The organism is Leptospira tipperaryensis (assembly GCF_001729245.1).
GTDB lineage: Bacteria > Spirochaetota > Leptospiria > Leptospirales > Leptospiraceae > Leptospira > Leptospira tipperaryensis.
Genome location: NZ_CP015217.1, coordinates 2,073,405 through 2,091,680, shown reverse-complemented (window position 1 = coordinate 2,091,680; position 18,276 = coordinate 2,073,405). Strand labels below are relative to the sequence as shown.

16 protein-coding genes are annotated in these 18,276 nt (G+C 43.0%); 3 read left to right on the top strand and 13 right to left on the bottom strand.

The window, feature by feature from the left end:
* Positions 1-2: 2 nt before the first annotated feature.
* The 6 genes from A0128_RS09830 to rfaE1 all read right to left on the bottom strand — a co-directional run bounded on the left by A0128_RS09830 (position 3) and on the right by rfaE1 (position 6,042).
* Complete coding sequence (locus tag A0128_RS09830; RefSeq protein WP_069607347.1) at positions 3-1,373, bottom strand: LptA/OstA family protein; 1,371 nt, start codon at positions 1,371-1,373, stop codon at positions 3-5.
* Positions 1,370-1,954: an LPS export ABC transporter periplasmic protein LptC gene (lptC, locus tag A0128_RS09825; RefSeq protein WP_069607346.1), complete on the bottom strand. Its 585-nt coding sequence runs from the start codon at positions 1,952-1,954 to the stop codon at positions 1,370-1,372. Before lptC ends, A0128_RS09830 begins: the two co-directional genes overlap by 4 nt.
* Before the next feature lie 11 nt (positions 1,955-1,965).
* Complete coding sequence (gene kdsA / locus A0128_RS09820; protein WP_069607345.1) at positions 1,966-2,829, bottom strand: 3-deoxy-8-phosphooctulonate synthase; 864 nt, start codon at positions 2,827-2,829, stop codon at positions 1,966-1,968.
* A 2-nt stretch (positions 2,830-2,831) separates the two neighbouring features.
* Positions 2,832-4,448, bottom strand: a complete 1,617-nt coding sequence (gene pyrG / locus A0128_RS09815) for a CTP synthase (protein WP_069607344.1) — start codon at positions 4,446-4,448, stop codon at positions 2,832-2,834.
* Between the two features lie 100 nt (positions 4,449-4,548).
* Positions 4,549-5,025, bottom strand: coding sequence for a D-glycero-beta-D-manno-heptose 1-phosphate adenylyltransferase (rfaE2, locus tag A0128_RS09810; protein ID WP_069607343.1), 477 nt, complete (start codon positions 5,023-5,025; stop codon positions 4,549-4,551).
* A gap of 3 nt (positions 5,026-5,028) precedes the next feature.
* Positions 5,029-6,042 (bottom strand): D-glycero-beta-D-manno-heptose-7-phosphate kinase, encoded by a 1,014-nt coding sequence (gene rfaE1, locus A0128_RS09805; RefSeq protein ID WP_069607342.1) that lies wholly within the window; start codon positions 6,040-6,042, stop codon positions 5,029-5,031.
* A 54-nt stretch (positions 6,043-6,096) separates the two neighbouring features.
* On the opposite strand from rfaE1, the gene A0128_RS09800 reads away from it, so the two are divergent.
* Together A0128_RS09800 and A0128_RS09795 are read left to right on the top strand one after the other, a co-directional pair.
* Entirely contained in the window at positions 6,097-6,720 is a 624-nt protein-coding gene (locus tag A0128_RS09800; protein WP_083244212.1) for an LON peptidase substrate-binding domain-containing protein, read from the top strand.
* Positions 6,721-7,005: 285 nt separating this feature from the next.
* Positions 7,006-7,539 carry a DUF1564 domain-containing protein gene (locus A0128_RS09795; protein WP_069607340.1) on the top strand — a complete coding sequence of 178 codons (534 nt, stop codon included), beginning with the start codon at positions 7,006-7,008 and terminating at the stop codon, positions 7,537-7,539.
* 198 nt (positions 7,540-7,737) lie between these two features.
* Here A0128_RS09795 and A0128_RS09790 read toward each other — a convergent pair whose 3' ends face one another.
* Genes A0128_RS09790 through A0128_RS09780 form a run of 3 tightly spaced genes read right to left on the bottom strand, consistent with a single transcriptional unit; the run spans position 7,738 to position 10,888 of the window.
* Complete coding sequence (locus A0128_RS09790; RefSeq protein ID WP_069607339.1) at positions 7,738-9,012, bottom strand: C40 family peptidase; 1,275 nt, start codon at positions 9,010-9,012, stop codon at positions 7,738-7,740.
* 44 nt (positions 9,013-9,056) lie between these two features.
* The gene (locus A0128_RS09785) at positions 9,057-10,361 is read right to left on the bottom strand and encodes a peptide MFS transporter (RefSeq protein WP_069607338.1); all 1,305 of its coding nucleotides are present in this window, start codon (positions 10,359-10,361) and stop codon (positions 9,057-9,059) included.
* Positions 10,337-10,888, bottom strand: a complete 552-nt coding sequence (locus A0128_RS09780; protein ID WP_069609230.1) for a cob(I)yrinic acid a,c-diamide adenosyltransferase — start codon at positions 10,886-10,888, stop codon at positions 10,337-10,339. The genes A0128_RS09785 and A0128_RS09780 overlap by 25 nt, the downstream gene beginning before the upstream one ends.
* Positions 10,889-11,217: 329 nt before the next feature.
* Between A0128_RS09780 and A0128_RS09775 the strand changes: the two genes are divergently transcribed.
* Positions 11,218-12,069 (top strand): flagellin N-terminal helical domain-containing protein, encoded by an 852-nt coding sequence (locus A0128_RS09775; RefSeq protein ID WP_069607337.1) that lies wholly within the window; start codon positions 11,218-11,220, stop codon positions 12,067-12,069.
* A gap of 101 nt (positions 12,070-12,170) precedes the next feature.
* Here A0128_RS09775 and A0128_RS09770 read toward each other — a convergent pair whose 3' ends face one another.
* From A0128_RS09770 to A0128_RS09755, 4 genes are read right to left on the bottom strand one after another with little or no spacing between them, the layout of a single operon-like run.
* Complete coding sequence (locus A0128_RS09770; RefSeq protein WP_069607336.1) at positions 12,171-12,407, bottom strand: hypothetical protein; 237 nt, start codon at positions 12,405-12,407, stop codon at positions 12,171-12,173.
* Positions 12,404-15,814, bottom strand: coding sequence for an efflux RND transporter permease subunit (locus A0128_RS09765; RefSeq protein WP_069607335.1), 3,411 nt, complete (start codon positions 15,812-15,814; stop codon positions 12,404-12,406). The genes A0128_RS09770 and A0128_RS09765 overlap by 4 nt, the downstream gene beginning before the upstream one ends.
* A gap of 7 nt (positions 15,815-15,821) precedes the next feature.
* A complete protein-coding gene (locus A0128_RS09760; RefSeq protein ID WP_069607334.1) occupies positions 15,822-16,889 on the bottom strand; it encodes a heavy metal-binding domain-containing protein in 1,068 nt (355 codons plus the stop codon).
* A complete protein-coding gene (locus A0128_RS09755) occupies positions 16,886-18,274 on the bottom strand; it encodes a TolC family protein (protein WP_069607333.1) in 1,389 nt (462 codons plus the stop codon). Before A0128_RS09755 ends, A0128_RS09760 begins: the two co-directional genes overlap by 4 nt.
* Between the last annotated feature and the right edge of the window lie 2 nt (positions 18,275-18,276).

Genomic DNA, 18,276 nt, shown 5'->3' with positions numbered 1-18,276 from the left:
ATTTACTTTCCGGGAATGATCCCATCGGTCAAAAGGGCTCTGCCTTCTCTAGGAAAGAATATAATTCTTCCTGCATGAATGTCTCGGCCGTTTTTTTTCAACGTTGGATTTCCCTCAAGATACACTTTTTCCTCTTTTTCAAAATACGTAGCATATTCTCCCGTTGCGGAAGAATCTTTGCCTTCTATCAGAACGTTTCCACGAATGACTGTTTCATTCTTATCCATAAATCTTTCAAACTCGACAGCGGTCATCGTACTCGTTACCGCGTCCGTTTTTTTATCGAGAAAATCGATTTTTCCCGAATCGGTCAAATGAATGTACTGTTCATTTTTGAAGTAGTCAAGGACATTCCCGGAGAGGATCAATCGGTTTTCACGATCGTGCATCGTGATCTGATTTCTGGCTTCAACTTTTGTGGAATTTTTTCCATAGCTGATTAACTTTTCAGCATTCATTTTCATGGTATGACGATAGATGGTGGCGTTTCCATAGAGACCGACTCTGTTTTCTCCGGTTTCGTCTTTATCACTGATTAAACGATCACCTTTAAAAATCGCGATTCGTCTAACTTCTTTTTTTGTTTTTTCTTCGGTCGGTTGTTGTTTCTCTTTTGAATCCTTATTTTCAACCTTTTCGGTATCCATATAATTCTGAAAAAGAATACTTTCTCCCGTAAGCTCGACTCGATTTTCATTCGTATAAAACGTGAGTTGATTTCCTGTGAGATAACGATCCTTAGCGATTAAGATTGGATTGGGGTCTGTCGTGATCTTGTCTTCGTCTTCTTCAAAGACTGCTTCTTTACAAAGGATCGTTATTTGCGGATGAGCGATGACGACGTTTTCTTTTAAGAGAGTGGTTTTTTTGGCGAGGTTTCTTTCGATAAAGGTCGCGGAGATGACGGTCTTGGTTCCGCTTTTGTCCGTGTGAAAGAGTCTGGGACGATCTTTGATATAAATCTTTTCTTCGAGCTTATCGTATTCTCCAGTACCCGCGCGTAAGGTGACTCCGTTGTCTCCGTCTTGGATAAACACACCGCCTTTTAAGAATCCTTTGAATGCGTCCTTTCCATAGACTTCGATTTGATTGGCGGAGAGTTTGACCTTCTTGTGTTGAATCCAAGCCCCGCCTTCTAAAATGAATGCGGTGATCTTGAGACCGGAGACCATCTTATCTTCCTGAGTCAAAGCGGAGCCGCCCCAGAGGGTCGGAAAACTCGGAGCCGTGTTTTTCTTTTCCACGTTTTCGGGAATACTTACAAATTTTCGGTCGGCGGTTTCGCTGCCGATGAGAAGAGGTGGTTTTACGTTTCCATGATTTTGCGAAAACGCAAAACAAAATAGAATCAAAAGCAAAACCTTTCGAATCATTTGGAACCGGCCGCTTTGAGCGGGTTTGTTCCGCCCTGAGTAATCGCGGAAGGTCTTAAGATCGTAAATTTGTTTAAGTCCTTATCAGCACGTAATCCGATTCCATGAATCGTTGTTCCGTCAGCGCTTACGGTCACTTCCGAATTGGATTCCAACTTCTTAGTGTCCATATTGTATTCGATTTGTTTTGCGGTAAGAATTTTGTTGTCGTCCGTTCTCAGAAAAATTTTGCCTTCCAGTTTCATCAATCGGGTCTTGTGATTGATTTCCCCTTTTTCACCTAAGAGTTTGGATTTGAATTTTCCGTTTTCGAATTGGTCGAAATCGATATTGTAAAAAATTGTTTTGTTCTCGTTTACGTAGACGTAGGATTCTTCCGCTCTTAGTTCCCACTGAAGTTTTCCGTCTTGGTCGTAGGCTTCTCGTTTGAAGTTTCGAATGGAAATGGAAGCCCCGCTTTCTCTTTCCTTTTCTACTCTTTCGTAGTTTACTTTTTTACAATTTTCAAAAGAACTCGCAAAGAATCCAAAGAGAATCAGAAAGAATAACGATCGATTCCAACTTTCATCTTTGCGTTTCATAAGAAGTCCGATTACGAATGATTTGCAGTGGATAGAATTTCTTTTTTTACGTAACGATCCAGCGCAATCATTTCCTTCAGAAGACTTTTGATCTGAGAAAGAGGATATTGAGTCGTTGCGTCGGAAAGAGCCTTGTCGGGATCCGGATGTACTTCCATAAAGATTCCTTCGATTCCTAAGGAAACCGCGGAACGAAGAATGCTCGGAATAAATTCCCTCTGACCGCCGGTGCTATTTCCCGCCGCGCCCGGAAGTTGTGCGGAATGAGTTGCGTCAAAAATTACGGGGATATCGAATCCGTGAATGATAGGAACCGCTCTTCCGTCGAAGACAAGATTTCCGTAACCAAAGCTCGTTCCTCTTTCGGTCACGAGAACTTTATCGTTTCCGGATTCTTTCATTTTCACCGCGATATGACGCGTGTCTGCGGGAGCTAAGAACTGTCCCTTTTTGACGTTTACCCATTTGCCGGTTTTTGCAGATTCCGCGATGAGATCGGTTTGTCTACAGAGGAACGCGGGAATTTGGTAGATGTCTAAGACGTCTTTGAGCGGTCCGATTTGGTGAGTTTCGTGAATGTCGGTGAGAACCGGAACGTTGTATTTATTCTTAATATATTCTAAATTCTTAATGCCTTCCGAAAGTCCGGGACCTCTGTAAGAATTTACCGAGGAACGGTTTGCTTTGTCAAAACTGCTTTTGAAAACATAAGGAATTTTTAATTCTCCGCAGATTTCGATCATCTCCGCGCAGACCCGATCCAAGAGGTCTCGGTTTTCCATCACACATGGGCCCGAAATCAGAAAGAAAGGTTGGTCTCCTCCGATCTTGGCTCCGTTTAGGAATTCTCTTTGGGTGCAGGTATTGTCTTTCATGATTATCCTTTCTTTAAATATTTCACGGTCGCACCGATAAATCCAGCGAATAAAGGATGGGGCGCCGTAGGTTTAGACTGGAATTCCGGATGGAACTGAACTCCGATAAACCATTTGTGTTTTGGAATTTCAACGATCTCAACGAGGTTATCGTCCGGAGAGGAGCCGGAAAGAACCATTCCGTTTTCCTCATATTGTTGTTTGTATCGGTTCGTAAATTCAAAACGATGTCTATGACGTTCGTGTATGAGCTCCGACTTGTATTCCGCGAAAGCAAGGGTTCCTTTTTTTATTTTACAAGGATAAGAACCGAGTCTCATCGTTCCGCCCATCTGTTCGATGTCGTTTTGTTCTTCTAAGAGTGATATCACGGGGTTTTCCGTGTCCGGTCTGATTTCTGTAGAATTCGCATCCTTCAAACCGAGAACGTTTCTTCCAAACTCAACGACCGCGCACTGCATTCCGAGACAGATTCCAAAGAATGGAATTCCTTGCGTTCTCGCGTATTGGATTGCGAGAATTTTTCCTTCGATTCCACGATCTCCAAAGCCGCCCGGAACCAAAATTCCGTGTACGTTTTTGAGAGCTTCAATTACGTTTTCTTTATCTAGATTTTCGGGATCGATTTTGACAAATTCCACTTTTGTTTCGTGGGCGATTCCGCCGTGAGAAAGGCTTTCGTAGATGGAACGATAAGCGTCTTGTAAGGAAATATACTTTCCGACTACGGCCACTTGGACGGTATGTTTCGTGGTGAGAAGACCTTTCACCATCGTATCCCAACCTTCGAATTTGGAAGTTCCCAGTTCTAGACCCATCGTTTTTAAAACGACTTCGTCTAACTTTTCTTCCTTATACATTTTAGGAATTTCGTATATAGAAGTGGAGATATCGCTCGCTGAAATTACGTTCTCTTCCTTTACGTTGCAAAAAAGAGAAAGTTTATTTTTCATCTCTTTTGTCATCGGCTGAGAAACTCTACAGACCAAGATGTCCGGTTGAATTCCAAGACCGAGCAATTCTTTCACAGAGTGTTGTGTCGGTTTTGTTTTTGCTTCTCCGGCGGCGGTGATTGTTGGAACTAATGTGAGGTGAACAAAAAGGACGTTGGAACTTCCGTGTTCGTATCGCATCTGACGGATGGCTTCTAAGAATGGAATGGATTCGATGTCGCCGACGGTGCCACCGATTTCTACGATGATAAAATCCGGATTCTCTTCCCGAGCGACGATATACATTCGGTTTCGAATTTCGTTTGTGATGTGAGGAACTACCTGAACGGTTCTACCGAGATAGTCTCCTTTTCTTTCTCTTTGAATTACAGTATTATAAATCTGTCCGGTAGAAACCGAATTCTTCCGTGTGAGTTTGGAATGGGTAAAACGTTCGTAGTAACCAAGATCCAAATCGGTCTCGGCTCCGTCCGCGGTAACATACACTTCCCCGTGCTGATACGGACTCATCGTTCCCGGATCGATGTTGATATATGGATCCATCTTTTGGAGGGAAACCGTATATCCTCTACTTTCCAAAAGACATCCAAGAGCCGCTACGGTGACCCCTTTTCCAAGTGAGGAACTCACCCCTCCGGTTACAAAGATAAACTTAGTTCTCGACAACTTCCATTCCCGCCTTTCAGAACAGAGTTTTGGGAGTTTCCAGAAATTCAAACAGGAATTTCTCGGAATTCTGTCTCTAAAAAAATGGAAAAGGTAAGTTTTAGAGTTTCAGGATTTTCTCTATTAATAGTGACGTGGATTTTCCGGGTACAAAAGGCAAGATCTTGACTTCTCCCCCGAATTCTCGAACCAAAGGGGTTTCCGGTAAATCTTCGATTTTGTAATCTCCACCCTTGACGTGAATCGCAGGTCGGACCAAACGTAAGAGCTCTAACGGTGTGTCTTGAGAGAAGACGGTGACCGCGTCCACAAATCGAAGGTTTCCAAGAAGAATGGCTCGATCTTCTTCGGAAACGACGGGTCTATGATCTCCTTTGAGCCTTTTTACGGATGAGTCCCCGTTCAGTCCGATCCAGAGAAAATCTCCGAGTTCTTTTGCTTGCGAAAGATAAGTGATATGTCCACGATGAACGAGATCAAAACATCCGTTTGTAAAAACGATTTTTTTAGAATTTCGAATTTGATCGGAAAAGGAAGCAACTTTTTCCCAAGGAACGATATGATTTTTCAAATCCATATTCTAACCCTGAAAGGTTCCCATCGTTTGAAGAGAAGTTTTTAATTCTTCCGGAGTTACGGTTTCGGCTCCGAGTTTTCCGACGACGACTCCCGCGGCGGCGTTGGAGACTACACTTGCGTCTAGCTCATTGAGTCCCGCCGCGTGATAAGCGGTGTAAGCGCTGATCACGGTGTCCCCGGCTCCTGTTACGTCGAAGACTTCTCTGGCGACGGTAGGAATGTGAAAGATTTCTTCTTTGGAAGTCAGATATAAACTCATTCCCTTTTCACCTCTCGTGATCATAAGAGAAGGAGAAGAAAGTTTTTCGGTGATTTCTTGCGCTGCTTGAAGAATTTCGGAATCCGTCTCGAGTTTTTTTCCGATCGCCTTTCCCGCCTCGTGATGATTCGGAGTGAGAATGCTCACGCCTTTGTAGAGAAAAAAATGACTCACCTGAGGATCGACCGTAACTATCTTTTTCTTATCCAAACAGATTCTTGAAATTTCTTGAATGAGTCTCGGAGTCAAGGTTCCCTTATCGTAATCGGAAAGAATGACTGCGTCGGAAGAATCGATTCTATCTAAGAATGCTTGGATGAGAAGGTCTTCTTCTTTTTTTGTGATCGGCTTTAATTCTTCTTTGTCGATTCTGCAAACTTGTTGGTGACCCGCGATCACCCTTGTCTTGAGAATCGTCGGAACCTCTTCGGATTGAAGAAGAAAGTTTTTTTCTCGGTCTGTGTTTTCGTTGGAAAGAAGTTCTAAAAGACTCTTTGCTTTTTCGTCTTTTCCGGCTCTTCCAAGGATTACCGATTTGACGCCTAAAGTCGATAAGTTTTTAACTACGTTCCCGGCTCCTCCTAAAGTAATCTTTTCCTTTCTCACCCAGACAACGGGCACTGGAGCTTCCGGAGAAATTCGGTTTACCTCGCCGATGAGATATTCGTCCAAAATAAAATCACCGATTACGATGATTCTTAAGTCTTTTAGTTTTTCTGTGGAAGTTTGAAAACGATTTCGGTCCAGATAATACAAATTCTACCAAGCCTTTGGATTTTGATTTACGGTTTCTCTCTAAGCAGCTATAGTATCCTTCCCGTGTCAACTACTACTGTCCCTATCTTTCCTTTGCCGGAAATCATTCTATTCCCTGGGACTTACTTACCTCTACATATCTTCGAACCCCGATACAGGCTGATGTTGGATTATTGTATGGAATCCGGAGAGGAATTGGCTGTGGCTCCGATTCTTCCCGCGAAATCCAGAGCTCCTTCGAAACATCCGGAAATCGAAACCGTTTTTGGCTGGGGAAAGATCATTCGAAGAGATCCGCTTCCCGACGGAAGATCCAATATTCTCCTAGAAGGCAAAGGAATCGCAAAACTCATAGACTATGAAACCGTAGAACCATTTCGGGTCGCAAGGATCGAAAAGATCGAACCCGATTTTGAATATCTAAAGGACGAAGACTTTAAGAAAATTTTCGAAAGACTTCTCTTTATGACCAAAAGAATTCTTCTTTCAGAGGGCGCAGGAGAGGATCTGATTTTGAGAATGAATGAACTCATAACGCATCCCTTTCCCATCGATTTTATCGCTTCCATTCTCAATTTCAAATTTTCTAAAAAGCAGGAAATTTTAGTCGATCCGAATCCTATGGAAAAAACAAAAATTCTTTTGGAGATTGTGGAAGAACTCAATCTAAAGGAATGAATTTTACGTTTTTGAAACTCGAAACGATTTGATAGTTTCTGTTTTCTTAATATATCTCTAACCTTTCTCTCCTAAGTCCGTTTTTCCAGCTATTCTTCCCCGAGAAGCTTTTAATAATTTCTCTCGTCGATAGAAAGTTTTTGGAATGTAGAACCCGAGATTGAGATTTTGAGCGGTGGCCGGCCCAACGCAAATTCGCGACGGAAGATTGATTTTTTTTGGGAAGAATTTAATTTTTTTGCTTCAATCCAGCACGAAGAGAAAAGAGAAGGAACCGTTTTGTGCATGGGCACATTACTTTTAAATTCAGAACACGAGATTCGTTCCATTTTCAATGAAAACAAAACGGAAGTTGTCACTTTACTTATACCGGATTCGACCTTATCTCGCTTGGAAGAAAAAGAAAAGAGAACGCTTTCAAGAAGAATCCCGATCCTTTTGATAAGATATGGAAAATACCTGACTTCCATAAAACGTCTGGGTAAGAATGCGGGAAAGACTTTGTATCAACCTAGCACGGGAAGATCTAAAATGAAACGGATGAATGTTCGTGTGGGAAAGGCTAGTTGGACTTTGCTTGGAGTTCTCGCGCAGACTCATGGCGTGTCCCGTTGTTATCTTTTTAATTATCTGCTGTGGTTGGATGAAATTGGAGTTGGAAGTTCTATCGTGAATATAATGAATGAGGGAGCTCCCACATTTCACAGGAATTACAGATATATCCTCCACGTCGATTTTCCAAAAAATAGAATCAGTCGGAGTTTAGAAAGCGAACCGTCTCATCTTTTCTCAATTTTAGATTATCGAGACTGGTTTTAATTCTTAAAAAACGAATTGAATATCAACCGAAACGACGTTACGTTTTTAAAGCAATGCTCCGGGGGTTTACCGATAAAGAGATATACGCTTTTTATAAGCAGGAGTATCGTTCATTTTAAACTAAATCTGCAAACATAGGCTGGGTTTCACTTTATCAAATTCAATTCGTTCACGAGAGGGTGAAACTTTAAAAGAAACTTAAGGACTCACCTTCTTAAATACCCTTCTCGAAGTCACGTAACGATCGATCCACCATTTCATAGAAATCTTATCGATTACAACTCCCCTCGTTGAAGAAGCATGAGAAAATTCTTTATCTGAAATCACAAGCCCGACGTGCGTAATCTTACTCTGATTGGGAGAAGCCGAAAAGAAAATTAGGTCGCCAGCTTGTAGATTTTCATGAGAAACATGACTTCCTGATTTCGCCTGATCTCTTCCCAGGCGAGGAACGATTTTTGCCGGAACTCCCACTCGAGAATCCGTTAACGAACTAAACGTAAACCCCGAACAATCGACTCCTTTTTTAGAAGTTCCTCCCCAATAATATGGAGTCCCCTGCCATTCCTTAATGACGGAAAGTAAATTCGAAGAACGTAATACTTCCCAATCGGCTTTTCCAGGAACTACGGGAGCATCGGGTTCTACCTCGGGAACTAAAGGAGGTTCCGGAATATTTTCTTCAAAACCGAATTTTGGTCTGTCTCCAATTACAATCTCACCGGCAGAGTTTAATCCGCTGTCCAATGTGCGTGCCGTTGCGATCGACGCGGTCCAAGTATCCAAGGATTTACTTTTTGTTCCGGAATGAAGAGTTTTCAATTGAGAAAGAAGATCGGAAGCCAGCGTATAACGATCATTTGTCGGATTGAAAAAAATCGCTTGGCGAAATGCAGAATCCGTTTTTTCAAAAGAAGAAGATCCACCCTTGGTAGGAAGGAGACTTAGAACCCGTGAAGCCAATCTATTTTCCGGAATTCCCGCATACTTTCCGGCAATCAAAGCCCTTCCTCCTGCAAGGATAGAAAAGCCGTCCCAACGAGACTTGAGAGCCGTCGAAAGAAACACGTTTCTGATTTCTTCTCGGATTCCTGCTTGATCGGTTTCTTTGACAAAGAGCGAAACCAAAACAAAATCTTTTTCAGAAAGTTTTTGTTTTGCCAGAGCTGGAATCGCGTCTTCGGATTCGGTAAAACGCATTCCTGAAAGAGAAACGTAGTATTGATTTACGATTAGGTCCGCAACCGCGTCCGGCGCCAAACCTTCCATGATAGCCCACGGAATCGTATTCTTTGTAATTTCTATCACCTTTGGATCCTTGGATTTTCCGCCCAATTTTTGAAAGACCGAATTCTTAATTAGGAGTGTTTGACCGGTTTCAAAATCTTCCTTGAGAAGATCGGAAAACGGATCCGCGGAAATTCCGGTTTGAAATAAAAAAAGAATCCAGATCGTAAATAAAATTCTAAACATAAGAATCTCCTAATATATTAAAAACGTTAAGGAACAATCGAACCTTACAAATCTCCGCCGTGCATCCACGCTTGAAACTTCTTTCTTGCCAAATAAAGAATCAGACTTCCGATAAATGCCAGTCCCGCAAACATACCGAAAAAAGAAGGAAAACTATCCGTGCTCATAAGCCCGCCTAACTTTCCGGTAAGAATACCTCCAAAAAAACTGGAGATAAACCAAATCCCCATCAAAAAACCTCCCAGATGAGTGGGGGCAAGTTTTGTTACAAGGGATAAACCTACGGGAGAAGTAAACAATTCTCCAATCGTTATAAGAGCCACCATGAGAAGAAGCCAGAGAGCTGAAATTTTACTCCCAGGTCGAAAGTCATACGTAGCCCCGATCAAGGTCAGATATCCAAGACTTAAGATGAGGAAGCCATAGGCAAATCTGGTAGAAGTATCGGGTTTTAGATCTCGTTTCGAAAGTGCCGTCCAAAACGATGCAACTAAAGGAGCAAAAAGAAGAATCAAAAGCGGATTCAGAGATTGAAAGAGCGGCGTCGGAATTTCGTATCCAAATAAATTGCGGTCCACGTGACGATCGATAAAAAGATTCATCGAAGATCCGATTTGTTCAAAGACTCCCCAGAAGATGATCATAAACGTAGCAAAGATAAAAATTACCGCGACTCTTTCCTTTTCTTCTTTGGTAAGAGAAACTGGCGTTCCCGATTGGTTCAGTTGATTTTTTTTACCAGGTTCAAATACACTTTTGGGAATCATTCTTTGGCCAAAAAGAAAAACCAGAATTCCAAAAAAGACCCCGAAGGCCGCGACTCCAAAACCGTATCCCCAACCGAAGGCAGCGCTAAAGTATCCGCAAAAGATCGGACCTAAAAAACCTCCGAGATTGATTCCCATATAGAAAATCGTAAAACCGGAATCTTTCATGTGATTCTTGTTTTCTTCTTCGTAAATTCTTCCCATGACCGTCGATATATTCGGTTTAAAAAAACCGACTCCGATGATGAGTAACGCGAGTCCTAAAAAGAAAAACGGTTTTGTTTCAAAGGCGAGGCTCAAATGACCAAACATCATAAGGGTAGTTCCGAGATAGATCGATACTTTAAAGCCGAGATATCGATCAGCGAGATATCCGCCGATCAAAGGAGTGAGATAGACGAGTCCGATATAATATCCATAGATATCTTGTGCAACCGGATCCGAATAGTGAAACACTTTTGTAAGAAACAGAACAAGCAAGGCCCGCATTCCGTAAAAACTAAAGCGCTCCCAGGTTTCCGTTAGAAAAAGAATCGAAAGCGATTTCGGATGAGAACTTAAGCTTTTGCTCTGGAGGTCCATGTCGGTTCCTGAATATTTTCCTCTAAGTTCGCATAACGCGCAGCGACAAAAAAATAATCGGAGAGGCGATTCATAAAAATCATCGGAGGAGAAAGAATTTCCAGTCCCTCTTCCTTATAACGGACCATTTCTCTTTCCAGTCTTCTCGAAACCGTTCTTGAAATATGTAAGAAGGAAGAAGCCTTTGTTCCACCCGGGAGAATAAACTTTTTTAGCGGAGTTAATTTTTCCTGCATCTGATCGATCTGCTTTTCCAGGAACGAAATGTCCTCTTCTAAAATGCAGGATTCTTCTTTGGGACGGAAGCCGGCCAGTTCGGATCCGAGCTCGAAAAGCAAGTTCTGAATCGTTTCCAAGGGAGAATGGAGAGCGCTTCCATCGGACAAAAAAGACTTTATGACCCCAATTGTAGAATTGAGTTCATCGGCTGTTCCATACAATTCCACTCTTCGATCGGATTTGGGAACCTTAGCTCCTGTCGCCAGGGACGTCTGACCGAAGTCCCCTTTCTTTGTATAAATTTTCATAATTCTTAAACTCGTTTCCGAAATCCTCAATTCGAGGATGAGACAAAATACGATCAAAACATTCAGAAAACGCGATGGAAAGGAAAGGATTTTTTTGGGAGGAAAAGGAAAAGAGTTGCTTTCAAGGAGGGTTGTGTGTAATATTTTGACAAAACTTCCCTAAACTTAAGTTCGGCTCCCTCTGGACAAGACTTTAGGAAAAAAATATAAAAACTTTCACCTCCGTTCCAAACAGAGTGGAAGTTCGCAGTGGATAAACAAAGGCAGGCTTCTGCCCCAAACTTCGGCCCGGACGGATCCGGGCAACACGATACAGGGAGGTTGTGACAATGATCATCAATCACAACATAAGCGCGCTCCGTACAAATAATGTACTGAAGAGCGTGAATAAAGAATTGGATAAGACCATGGAGAAACTCTCCACCGGGCAACGAATCAATCGTGCCGGAGACGACGCCTTGGGTTTTGCCATGTCCGAAAAGATGCGGACTCAGATCCGCGGTCTCGCGCAAGCAGAACGAAACGTTATGGACGGGGTTTCCTTTATTCAGGTTACGGAAGGAACTCTCGAACAGGTGAACAACATTCTGCAGAGGCTCAGAGAGCTTTCCATCCAAACTTCAAATGGAATCTATTCCAACGAAGACCGTAAACTGGTTCAACTGGAAGTCGATCAATTGATCGAGGAAGTGGATAGAATCGGAAAATCCGCCGAGTTCAATCGAATCAAACCTCTTTCGGGCGATCATTCCAAACAATCGAATAAGCCGATTCAACTTCAGGTTGGTCCAAACCAGAACGAAAAACTGGATATCTTTATCGATTCGATGAACGCAACCGGTTTGCAATTGATGACAAATGGAAAAAAACAAGCCCTCTCCTCTCCGGCCAGCGCGAACGCGATGATCGGAATTTTGGACACGGCGATTTCCAAAGTAAATCAGCAAAGGGCCGATCTTGGAGCTTACTACAATCGTTTGGAAATTACTTCTCAAGGACTACAATCCAGTTACGTGAATATGGTCGCTGCAGAAAGCCGTGTAAGGGACGCGGATATGGCGGAGCAGATCGTTGATTATACAAGAAACCAAATTCTTACCAAGAGTGGTTCTGCTATGTTGGCTCAGGCGAACATGAGACCGGATCAGGTAGTGAAATTGTTAAGCGACAGATTCGGTTAAACAATTTTGATTTGAATTTACGTTTCAAAGCCGCCCTTCGGGCGGCTTTTTTGTTTTCAAAACTTCTTCTAAAGAAACCTTCTGCTTTCGCAGGTCGCTTTCTACTTCTTTCCTTTCGATTCTTTCATCTTAGAATGATCGTGCTCCTTTCCGGAATGTTTTTCTTTTCCTTTCCCGGATTCCTTGTGTTTGGAATGATCCCCGTCTTTTCCGTGTTCATGGTGTTTATCCATGGAATCTTTGTGATCCTTGTGATCGCCTTCGTGTTCGTGCGCAGACAATGCGGCCGCGGACAAGAATCCGATTAAGATAAGAATTTGAATTGTCTTTTGAATCATGGTTTTTCCTTCTTTGTATGTTTTCTCTTTCGATTTTTATTTTCGCTTACAAGATTTTCAGTTTTCGAATCCGAGGTTTCTTCCTCATTCTGAATAAACTTTTCCGTTTCCGGGAAGTATGATTCCATTCGGAGTCCGCTTTGTTCCTTCGGATTTCCGAATTTAAGAAGAGAGGAAAGTGTTCCTTGTTTCCAGAGCAGATAGATCGGAGGATAGACCAGCAATTCTAAGATAAAACTCGTCACAAGACCGCCGACCATCGGAGCCGCGATTCGTTTCATTACATCCGAACCAGTACTCTGGGACCAAAGGATCGGCATCAAACCCATCATGGCGGCGAGCACCGTCATGATCTTAGGACGCACCCGATGGACGGCTCCGTGTAATACTGCGTCTATCCATTCTTCTTGGTTGCGCAGTTTTCCCTTTTTCTTTGCGTCTTCATAAGAAAGATCCAAATAAAGAAGCATAAAAACTCCCGTTTCCGCATCCAATCCCATGAGTGCGATCATTCCCACCCAGACCGCAACCGAGATATGATAGTCAAGGATATACAAAAGACCGATCGCCCCGATCAAAGAAAAAGGAACCGCAAGAAGAATGATCAATGTTTTTGCATACGACTTTGTATTTGCATACAATAAAAGGAATATAATAAAAATCGTAAGTGGGAGGACGTATTTCATTCTCTCCCGAACACGAATCATATTTTCATATTGACCGCTCCATTCTATCGAATATCCGCTCGGAAGAAGAATTTTTTCGGAGACGATTTTTTTGGCTCGATCCACGTAACCGCCGATGTCAGTAGTCGACGGATCTACGTAGATGTATCCAGCCAAAAATCCATTTTCGTCCCGGATCATAGAAGGACCTGTTTTGACCCGAATGTCCGCGATTTCGCTTAACGGAATATGTCCAAAGGTCGCGGTCGGAACCAGAATCGTTTTCATCTTTTCTACGGAATCTCTTAACTCTCTCGGATAACGAAGATTGACAGAAAATCTTTCTCTTCCTTCTATCGTTTGTGTGATCGATTCTCCGCCTATCGCGGAGACCACGATTTGTTGGGCCGCGTCTACGGATATATTATACCTTGCTAAACTAGTTCGTTTTAATTCGACATCGAGATAATAACCTCCCGCGGTTCTTTCAGCGAAGACACTTCTCGTTTCCGGAACGGTTTTTAGAAGAGATTCGATGGAAACTCCGATCCTTTCGATTTCTTCTAAAGAGGCTCCTAATACCTTGATTCCGATAGGAGTCCGCATTCCCGTGCTCAACATATCGATTCTTGCTTTGATCGGCATCGTCCAGGCGTTAGTGGCTCCGGGAAATTGCATCTCTTGATTGAGGATCGCGACCAATTCTTCTTTGGTAACTCTTTCCGATGTGAACGGAAGAAAAGGCCATTGTAGAATTCGAGGCCAAGAAGAATAGAATCGATCCGCCCTTCTCCATTCTTCTTTTGGATGTAGAAGAACTACGGTTTCCATCATGGAAAACGGGGCCGAGTCCGTTGCAGTGTCCGAGCGCCCCGATTTTCCAAAAACCCTTTTGACTTCGGGAATGGATTTTAATTTTTTATCCATCGCGGTCATTAGTTTTTCAGCTTCGGCCACTCCGATTCCGGGTAACGTGGTGGGCATGTACAAAAGGGATTCTTCGTCAAGCGGAGGCATGAACTCGGATCCTAAACTCAAGTAAACCGGTATCGTTAGGATCACCAAGATAAGTCCGGTGGAGATCGTCTTCTTAGGATTGTGTAAAACCCAGCGGCAGGCCGGTCCGTAAAAGTGAAACAGAATTTTACTGACAGGATGTTTTTCTTCCGGATAGTATTTTCCCACAAAAAGACTCGTTGCCATCTTAGAAATCAATGTGCTCTTAAAAACAAAGGGATCCATCCTTGTAAAAAGCATTCGAAAGGCAGGATCCAAAGTGATGGCAAGTAAGGCCGCGACCGCCATTGCAATGTTTTTTGAATATGCTAAAGGTTTAAATAACCTCCCCTCTTGATCCACGAGCGCGAATACGGGAAAAAACGCGACCGCGATGACGAGCAAAGAAAAGAAAACGGAGGGGCCGACTTCCAAAAGGGCTTCCAATCGGACTTGGTGATAGTCCCCGATTCTTCCGGAGGTTTCCCATTCTTCTAATTTCTTATACGCATTTTCAACTTCTACGATGGCCCCGTCGACGAGGACTCCGATGGAAATCGCCATTCCGGAAAGAGACATGAGGTTTGCGTTGATATCCAAAAGATACATCGGAATAAACGTAATGAGAACGCTGATTGGAATCGTTAGGATCGGAATGATCGCCGAAGGAAAATGCCAGAGAAACAAAAGGATTACGGCGGATACGATCAACATCTCTTCGATCAACTTCCATCGAAGTGTGGAGATCGCGTGTTCGATCAGTTCCGATCGATCGTAGGTCGTTACGAGCTCTGTTCCGTTTGGCAGGTTTTTTCGGATCGATTCTATTTTGGTTTTGAGGCGATCTATGACGTTTAACGCGTTTTCTCCGTGTCGCATAACAATCGTCCCGCCGACCACGTCTCCTTCTCCGTTTAAGTCCGCGATTCCTCGTCTCAGATCCGGACCCAATGAAACCGTTGCTACGTTTTTTACAAGAATAGGAGTTCCGTTCAGATCCGTTCCTAAGGATATGTTTTCGATGTCCTCGATGGAAGAAAGATATCCCCTTCCCCGGACCATAAACTCGGCTCCGGAAAGTTCTACGAGTCTGCCGCCTGTTTCCTGGTTACTTTCTCGTATTTTTCGGATCAAAGTTTCGAAATCTACATTATAGGAACGTAAAGCGTTTGGTTGAAGTGTAATCTGGTATTGTTTTTTAAATCCCCCAATCGATGCCACTTCGGAGACTCCCGGCACCGCGTTGAGTAAGAATTTGAGTTTGAAATCCTGATAGGTTCTAAGATCGGAAAGAGAAGAATTTCCGGTCGTATCGGTCAGCGCATACTGATAGACCCAACCCACCGAACTCGCGTCCGGACCCAATTCTATCTTCACTCCGGCCGGAAGATTCGATTGAATCCGCGTTAAATATTCGAGCACACGGGATCTGGCCCAGTAGATATCCGTTCCATCTTGAAAGATCACATAAACATAGGAAAATCCAAAATCTGAAAATCCACGAACCGCCTTGATCTTAGGAGCTCCCAGAAGAGAAGTGATGATCGGATACGTTACCTGGTCTTCTAAGATATCGGGGCTTCGATCCCATCGGGAATATACGATTACCTGCGTATCCGAAAGATCGGGAATCGCGTCCAATGGAATGTTCTTTAGAGAGATGACGGATCCTAAAAGAAGTCCGATCGTTACCAAAAGAATTAGAAATTTATGATTTACTGAAAAACGAATGATGTTCTGAATCATGACGACCTCAATGATTGTGTAACGCGGAGCCAAAGCGGATTCTTGCTTCGGAATCGATTAGGAACGTGGATTCGGAGACAACCCTTTCCCCTTCCTTCAATCCTTCTTTGATTTCGGTCCAAGCTCCGATACTCAATCCGGTCTTGACCTGAGTCGCCAAAAAACGATCCGGTCCCGTTTGAACATAAACGACTTTATGAGTTCCCGTATCTAAAATCGCGGAAGTCGGCACGCTCAACGTTTGTTTTAGAGGAATCTGAATTTCCAGATCTCCAAACATTTGTGGTTTGAGTTTTTGTCGCCCGTCTTCCACTTCGCTTCGCAGACGAAGGGTTCTACTGTTCTTATCCAGGATCGTATCGATACTTCGAATCGTTCCCGGAAAGATCACGTCCGGATAAACGTTGGTCTTGAACAAAATTTTTAAACCGACATGAACCGATGAGAAATCCGATTCGTAGATCTGGGAATAGATATGAGCTCTTCCTGATTTTCCACCCAATATGAGTTCCGATGGATCTCTTTTACCGGAAGTCCAAAGTCGAATCTGATCCGTGGAAAGACCTAACTGTCGCAAACGGATTTGAAGATTTTGACCTCCTATTGCGGAGCCCGCATCCAAGAAAAATTCTCGAGAACGAAGCATCTCCTTATACTCCGTCAAAGCCGTGTATAACTCGGGATCATAAGCAACCGTAGAATACGCTGAGATCTTTTTTGTCAGATCCCTTTTTAGAACCAGATCTGTTTTGATACCGATGGATTGTTGTTTTTCTAAGGAAAGCGAAAGTTCCAATGCGGAAGCTGCATTTTCGCTACTTTTTGGATCGTGAGAATTGTGATCTTCTTTTGTCGAAGATTCTATATTAGAATTCGGTGAACTTGTATTATGATCCTCATGCTCTCCTTTTGTCCTTTTGACCAGATCCATATTGCAGATGGGACAGGTCCCGGGACGATCGGAAGTATACGTCGGGTGCATCGGGCAATAATAAATTTCCTTTTCTTTAGCGCAGTTCCAGGCAAAAACGAGGATCAGGATAACCGTGACTGCAAAGCGAAACGAGAATTTCATAGACGAGCTCCTTCTTCTCCATGACCGGAATGGGTTCCATCGTTTGGTTCGGAATAAATTTGACTCAGGATTCGAAGTACGTTTAAGATCGATTCGTTTTTCCTTTCTATCAGATCTTCCTTACGAATTTGAGCGTTGATCACTTCCACTTGAGTCATCAGAATATCTTGCGGACTCGCCTTTCCGGGAACATACAAAGAAGCGTTGGCTCGAACGACCCTTTCCAATTCGGGAATCAATCTTTTCTCGAGAATTTCAATCTGCTTCTCGTAACCACGGATCAGTTCTACGTTACGATTTAATTCCGAGATCACCTGCATCTTCACCTTCTCTGCGGATTCTTTTCCCGCGTCCGCTTCCCTTTCATACTGGCCCGTAATACTTTCCCATTTGAGTGCTGACCAAACTGGAATTCTTAAATTCACACCGAAGCTAAAAAGGTCGCCTCTGTATTCCGTCGTATCCATCAATTGATAGTTCAACGGTCCACGATCGATCGCGAAATTTTGATTTCTACGATTCATGTACGAAACAAAAACTTCGGTTTGAGGAAGAAGAGAAAGTTTACTGAGTTTGGCCGATTCTTTGAGTCTTTTTTCACCGGTGAGAAAGGATTTGTATTCCGGATTTGAACTCGCGGCCTTTTCTAAAGAATCCTTTAAGCCTAGAATTTTAGATTCATTTTCTTTAAAGTAGTCTTCGAGATTCAAAGAAGAAAGATCGTGAAAGGAGAGCCTCTCTTGGATTTGAAAGTAACTCAATTGAGAAGAAAGGTCTTTTAGATTTGTATTGTATTCCGTTTCTTTTTCAAAGGACTCAGTTTTTGCTACCGTGGCCTTGAGGCTTCCCGCGAGGGAAATATTTCCGGAAGAATAATAACTTTCCGAGATATTCTTCTGCGCCGAAAGAATTTGCACAATCTTTCCGTTTAAGTTCTTTTTGCTCTGAAGTCTTTGATATCGATTGAGCTTGGAGAGAAGATCTCCCAAAAGTCGATTGATTCCGGAGAGATAACTAAAACCCGCTTCTTTCTCCATATATTTGGAAATTTTTTGCTCGGCGCCTAACTTTCCCGGAAACGGAAATTCTTGAGAAAGAGAAAACTCAACTCCGGTCATCGTAGGCGTATCCAGAGGTCTGTCGTTGAGTGCGTAACCGTTTCTTGTGGGAAAGTTACGATAGGCGACACCGATCTTCGGATCGGGAAGAATACCGGTCGCTTCCGTATGCGATTGGTGCGCGTGTGTTAGGTGACCGAGAGACTTTGCTTCGGGATGTTCTTTTGCAATCAGTTCTAAAACCGTATGCACGTCTTTTCCTTCTCCCAAAATGGGAAGGGAAAGAGAAAATAGAAAAATCGTAAAATAAATGCGTAGAGAACTCATAG